The following is a 6,203-nucleotide window of genomic DNA, read 5'->3' as shown; positions in this document are numbered from 1 at the left end:
AAAGTTCAAACTTTAGTTGAAAGTCAAAAGATATCTTTAAATAAAAATGAGAGAGAGTTAAAAATAGCTAAAATGAAGTTAAAAAGAACTCTTAACTTAAACTTACAAGAGGATATTGTTTTAGAAAAAATTGATACAAAAGTAGTGGAGCTACCATCACTTGAAGAGTGTGTATATAATTCACTAAATGGAAATGAATTACTTAAAATTAGAGAAAAAGGAAAAGAGATAAATACTGATATAAAGAAGATTGCAATAACTAACTTCTTACCAAAAATAATTTTAGGGGGAGGTTATTTAAATAATAACAACTCAACATTAGCTGATCCTGATTTCTTATTTGGACATGTAAGTGGAGTTTTGAGTATATTTAATGGTTTTAAAAATGTAAATGAGTATAAAAAAGCTGTGAGAAGAGAGAAGATAGGAGAGTTAACTCTAGAGAAACAGTTTATGACAACTGTCTTAGAGGTAACAAGAGCTTATGATAATGTAGAAACAGCTCAAGAATTTTTAAATATGGCAGAAAAAAACTATCAGGCTGAGATGGGAAGATTAAAACAAAAAAGTGCTGAAAAAAGAGTGGAAATGATAGGAGAAGAGGAGTATTATAAAGCATTAGCTGAATATAATACAGCACTTAGTCTAAAAGAGAAAGCACAGTATCAGTATAAGATGGCTTATGGAGCATTGAGTATAGCTATGGGAAATAACCCTTTAAGAGGAGGAAAATAAGTTTATGAAGTTAAGATATGTGGCATTGATATTTGGAGTATTGTTAAGTGGTTGTAAAAAAGAGACAAAAGAGATAATAAGACCAGTGGAGACAGCAATTGTAGCAAAAGTTCCAGAAAATTTATACTATGAATATCCAGCAATAGTTGAAGCTGATAACCAATCTATACTATCTTTTAAGGTGGCAGGATCTATAAAGAAAATGGAAGTAGAGGTTGGAAGCTATGTAAAAAAAGATGATGTAATAGCAAAAATGGATACAAGAGATTATGAAGTACAACTTAAAGCTTTTGAAAATAAGAGTAAGATAGCCAAAAATATGTATGATTCAGCTAAGGCAATAGCTGATAATGCTAAAAAGCAGTATCAGAGAGTAGAGGTTTTATATAAAGAGAAAACTATACCTAAGAAAAGCTATGATGAGGCTTTAGCAGCTATGAGAGCAACAAGTGGAGCTGAGATGGCAGCATATTCACAATATCAAGAGTCTTTACAAGGGATAGAGAATAGCAAAAATCAGCTACAAGATACAGTTTTAAAAGCTCCATATACAGGATATATCAGTAAAAAATTTGCAGGAGAAGGAAATGTTGTCAGTGGTGGAATTCCAGTTGTAGCAATGGCTTCTTCAGGGGATAAAAAAGTGAGAATAAATATTTCAGGAAGAGATTTTGAAAAGATAGAGAATGGAAAAGGGGAGTTTATTTTTGAAAATAAACACTATCCTTTAGAGGTAGCTGATATAGGAAAGGTAAAAAATATAGGAAAAATGACATATCCAGTAACATACACTTTCACAGGAGATAGTTCTCAACTTTTAGTAGATGCAATGGGAATAGTGAAGATAGCTTATGATGTTACTGCTCAGAGTAAAGAGGTTATAATCCCAGCAGAAGCTATTTTTGAAAAAGATGGAAAGAGCAGAGTGTGGTTATATAAAGATGGAGAGGTAAAGAGTACAGAGATCACTATGTTATCACCTTATAATAATGGTACAATGTTAGTAAAAGGAGTAACAGTTGGAGATAAGATAGTTATTAGAGGAGTTCATGAGTTAACAGAGGGTCAGAAAGTAAATGAAGTAGATGCTTTTACAAAGACAAATGTTGGTAATGTTTTATAGGAGGAGAGAATGAAATTTATAGATTACTCAATAAAAAATACAGTAGTTATAAGATTTTTAGTTTTTCTTCTCGTTGTAGGAGGGTTGTTCTCCTATAATAAATTAGGAAAATTAGAGGATCCAGAGTTTAAAATAAAAGAGGCTCTAGTAATAACAATCTATCCAGAAGCTGATGCACATACAGTGGAATTACAGGTAACTACTAAAATAGAAGATGCAGTAAGTAAATTATCAAATGTAGATTTTATACAAAGTGTATCTAAGCCAGGTTATTCAGAGGTAAAGGTAAAGCTTGATGAGGGAGTTCCAACAGATCAAGTTGATCAGTACTGGGATAATCTTAGAAAAAAGGTAAATGATGCGAAATTAGGACTTCCAATGGGAACTTTACCACCATTAGTATTGGATGATTATGGTGATGTATATGGTATATTTTTAGCTGTAACAAGTGATGGTTACTCATATTCAGAACTAAAAAAATATACAGAATATATAACAAAAGAGTTGAGCTCAATTCCTGGAGTTACTAAATCTGCTGAATTTGGAAAAGTAAATGATGCACTCAATGTAATCATAGATAGAGAAAAAGTCAGTGAAATGAACTTGAATATGAAGATAATAGCAATGTCTCTATTGGGAGAGAATCTCTTATCTGGTGGAGGGGTTATTGATTATGGAAATCTTCGTGTTCCGATAAGATTTAACAATGAGATTAAAAATGCTGAAGATCTAGGAAATTTAGTTGTTTTTTCAGGAAAATTTCCAGATGGAAGTAATCAAATTGTGAGATTAAAAGATGTGGCAACTATAGAAAAAGGATACATAGAGCCAATCACACAAAAGATGTACTTTAATAATAAAATGGCTATGGGTGTCTCTCTTTCTCCTGAAAAGGGAACAAATGTAGTAGAGACAGGAAAAAAGATAGATAAAAAAATTGAAGAGTTAAAAGAGAAGATCCCAGTAGGAATAAATATAGAGAAGGTATATTATCAGCCAGAATTGGTAAGTTCAGCTATAGATAATTTTGTTATAAACCTAATTATTTCAGTTATTACAGTAGTGGGAGTACTACTTTTCACTATGGGAATGAGAAGTGGATTGATAATAGGTAGTGGTTTGATACTATCTATTTTAGGAACATTGATATTTATGTATGGAATGAAGATAGATATGCAAAGAGTATCTTTAGGTTCATTCATAATAGCTATGGGAATGCTAGTAGATAACTCAATAGTAATAGTAGATGGAGTATTGGTAAATAGAAATAAGGGATTGGGAATGGAAGAATCTCTAAAAGAAGCTACATATAAACCAGCTATACCACTATTGGGAGCGACTATAATAGCAGCCTTAGCATTTTTACCAGGAACTCTTATGCCAACTTATGTAGGTGAATATGTAAGTTCATCTTTCTGGGTAATAGGAATATCACTGATGCTGAGCTGGGTACTATGTTTAACTCAAATTCCAGTATATTGTAAGCTATATTTGGAAGGTGAAGGGGTAAAACCAGTAAGTGATAGAGAGAAAAAATTCTATGTAAAAGCAAATAAAATTTTGTACTATCTATTGGATAAGAGAAAATTAGTTCTCACTGTATTAGCAGGAGTATTTTTAGGAAGTTGTTTATTATTTATAAAAATTCCTAAAACATTTTTCCCTGATTCTGATAAAAAAGGATTTACAATTAGTCTTTGGACAGCAGAAGGAAGTAATATAAGTGTAGTTGAAAAAGCTTCAAGAGAGTTAGGGGAGTATCTATTAAAAGATGAAGGAGTAGTAAATATAACTGATGCTGTAGGAGCTTCTCCAGCTAGATACTATACTTCTACAATTCCAGAGATGCCAAATACATCTTTTGCTGAACTAATTCTAAATGTGAAAAAATTGGAAGATGTAAATAGGGTAGGAGCAAAGGCTGTAGAATATGCAAATAAAAATCTTCCAGGGGTTATGATAAATGTGAAAAAATATCCAAATGGAGTTCCTACACAATATCCAATAGAGATCTCATTTTCAGGACCAGATCCGAAGGTACTTAGATCTTTAGCAGATGAAGCTATGAGTATAATGAGAACATCTCCAAGAGCTTTGAATATAAAAACAAGTTGGAGAAATAAGCTACTATCTTGGGAAGCAGACTACTCACAAGGTAAGGGAAAAAGAGGAAATATAACTCCTATTGACTTGGCAACAGGATTGATGAGAACAGGTGAAGGTATGCCAATAGGTAGAATAGGAGAAGATGATGAAAGAGTAACTATTCTATTGAAAGAGAAGAGTGGAGCAAGTAAAAATCAACTTACTAATATAGAGCAAACTCCAATTTGGGGAGTGAATATAGAGGCTCAACCACTGTCTTCAGTTATAAATGGAGGAGAGTTTGTCTTTAAAGAGGGACAGATTTGGAGAAGAGATAGAGAGAGAAATATAACTGTACAGTGTGATGTTCCAGTTGGAGTTTCAGCTGAAAGTGTAAGAGATGATTTTAAAGCTCAAATAAATAAGATGCAGATACCTAAAGGGTATAAAATGATGTGGTTAGGAGAGTATGAGGAGCAAAATAAGAACAATAGAGCTATACTTGAAGCAACTCCAATACCAACAATAATGATGTTTGTAATCTGTGTATTACTATTTGCAAATTTAAAGACACCAATATTGATAGGAATTACTCTACCACTAGCTATGATAGGAATAGCACCAGGATTATTTTTAACAGGAAGAAGTTTTGGATTTATGTCTATAATTGGGGTTCTTTCACTTACAGGAATGATGATAAAAAATGTGATTGTTTTGATGGATGAGATAAACTACGAGATAGATGTATTGAAAAAAGATAAATTTAGAGCTTTGATAGATTCAGCAATCAGTAGAATAAGAGCAGTTGGACTAGCAGCACTTACAACAATATTCGGAATGATTCCATTACTATGGGATCCTCTATATGGAGATATGGCTGCTACAATAACTTTTGGTCTGTTTGCTTCAACTGTACTTACTTTATTTATATTCCCAGTAATATATGCTACAGTTAATAAGATCTATCCACCAAGTAATTCAACAAGTAAAGATTAATTGATTAAAAAAACTATCTCTGGTATATGCTTTATATATCAGAGATAGTTTTTTATTTTTTCTTAAAAAAATCTTTAAAGGATTTTTTAGGAGACACATCTTTCATTTCCTTTTGTTGAGTTCTATATTGTGACCAATTTGGATCATTTTTCATATGTTTTTTTAGTTGGCTCATATATTGATATGTTGCTTTAGCATCACAGAACTTCTTTCTTATTCTAAATTTGAGATCAGAAAAAGTTTCGCCTATTCCAACAAAAATATATTTTATATTATAGAAAACTCTTTTAAAAAAGTTATATTTATAAATCTCTCCACAGTTGGGACATTTATATTTAGCTATTTTGTCAGATATTTTCATTTTTTTATGACAAGCAGGGCAGATAATAATAAATTTTTTCATTTCAAACTCCTAAATATGATATAATTATTTAAATATTATATCATAAATATATTATGAGGAGAATAAAAAAGTGAAAAGTAGTAGTATACAAAATATAGATCTATTCAAAAACTTAACTGAAATTAAGAATTTTAAAGTTTTAGAAGGAATAAACTATCAGATTTTATCTTATAAAAAAAATGAGTATGTAGCATTTAGAGGTGATTTAATCAAGGGATTGTATGTGAATATTGAGGGAAACTTAGTTGCTGAAATGGCAAAAGAAAATGGGAATATAAAAAAAATTGAGGAGCTAAGGAATGGGACGATAATAGCTTCAGCTTTTATTTTCGGTAAAAATAACAAATTTCCAGTAGATTTGATAGCACAAACAAATGTAAAAATACTTTTTGTAGAAAAAGAAGAACTAGTTAAACTGTTACTATCTAACTCTGAAATACTTGTAAATTTATTGGATGATATAAGTAACAAGGCACAGTTTCTCTCTAAAAATTTATGGGAGAGTGTAAGTAATAAAACTATCTCTGAAAAATTATCAAAGTACATTTTAAAAAATGAGAGAGAAGGAATAGTAATCTTAGATAAGACAATAAAAGAGCTTGCTGAATATTTTAATGTGAGTCGTCCATCGTTATCAAGAAGTATGAAAATCCTTGTAGATCAAGGAGTTATAGAGAGGGTTGAAAAAGGTAGATATAGGGTAATAGATAGAGAAAAGTTAAAAAAATTTAAATAAATAAAAAAAAGTATTGACGGATTATTAAATGTATGATATTATAACCTATGTCCGCGAGAAAGCGAGACAAAATAATGTTAAGGACATTAGCAACAGAATAGAGAAAGACAATAAATGCAAACACA

General features: G+C 30.9%; 5 protein-coding genes. 4 read left to right on the top strand and 1 reads right to left on the bottom strand.

Translation table 11 applies throughout. The annotated features are described in order from the left end of the window. The 3 genes from ABNK64_RS10840 to ABNK64_RS10830 form a co-directional block, all read left to right on the top strand. On the top strand, positions 1-735 hold a 735-nt coding region (locus ABNK64_RS10840), incomplete at its 5' end, for a TolC family protein (RefSeq protein WP_349764379.1). A gap of 4 nt (positions 736-739) precedes the next feature. Then, positions 740-1,858, top strand: coding sequence for an efflux RND transporter periplasmic adaptor subunit (locus ABNK64_RS10835; protein WP_349764378.1), 1,119 nt, complete (start codon positions 740-742; stop codon positions 1,856-1,858). Between the two features lie 9 nt (positions 1,859-1,867). Next, a complete protein-coding gene (locus tag ABNK64_RS10830) occupies positions 1,868-4,939 on the top strand; it encodes an efflux RND transporter permease subunit (protein ID WP_349764377.1) in 3,072 nt (1,023 codons plus the stop codon). A gap of 52 nt (positions 4,940-4,991) precedes the next feature. On the opposite strand, the gene ABNK64_RS10825 is transcribed toward ABNK64_RS10830, so the two are convergent. Next, a complete protein-coding gene (locus ABNK64_RS10825; RefSeq protein ID WP_349764376.1) occupies positions 4,992-5,342 on the bottom strand; it encodes a hypothetical protein in 351 nt (116 codons plus the stop codon). A gap of 70 nt (positions 5,343-5,412) precedes the next feature. Between ABNK64_RS10825 and ABNK64_RS10820 the strand changes: the two genes are divergently transcribed. Then, positions 5,413-6,078: a Crp/Fnr family transcriptional regulator gene (locus tag ABNK64_RS10820; RefSeq protein ID WP_349764375.1), complete on the top strand. Its 666-nt coding sequence runs from the start codon at positions 5,413-5,415 to the stop codon at positions 6,076-6,078. The last annotated feature ends 125 nt before the right edge of the window (positions 6,079-6,203 follow it).

Source organism: Fusobacterium sp. SYSU M8D902 (assembly GCF_040199715.1).
In the GTDB taxonomy this organism is placed as follows: domain Bacteria; phylum Fusobacteriota; class Fusobacteriia; order Fusobacteriales; family Fusobacteriaceae; genus Fusobacterium_A.
This window is presented reverse-complemented; position numbering and strand designations above follow the sequence as displayed.

Bases quoted from the DNA above. Each gene is read 5' to 3' on its own strand.
- ABNK64_RS10835 (WP_349764378.1), top strand. From the start codon at position 740: ATGAAGTTAAGATATGTGGCATTGATATTTGGAGTATTGTTAAGTGGT.
- ABNK64_RS10830 (WP_349764377.1), top strand. From the start codon at position 1,868: ATGAAATTTATAGATTACTCAATAAAAAATACAGTAGTTATAAGATTT.
- ABNK64_RS10825 (WP_349764376.1), bottom strand. From the start codon at position 5,342: ATGAAAAAATTTATTATTATCTGCCCTGCTTGTCATAAAAAAATGAAA.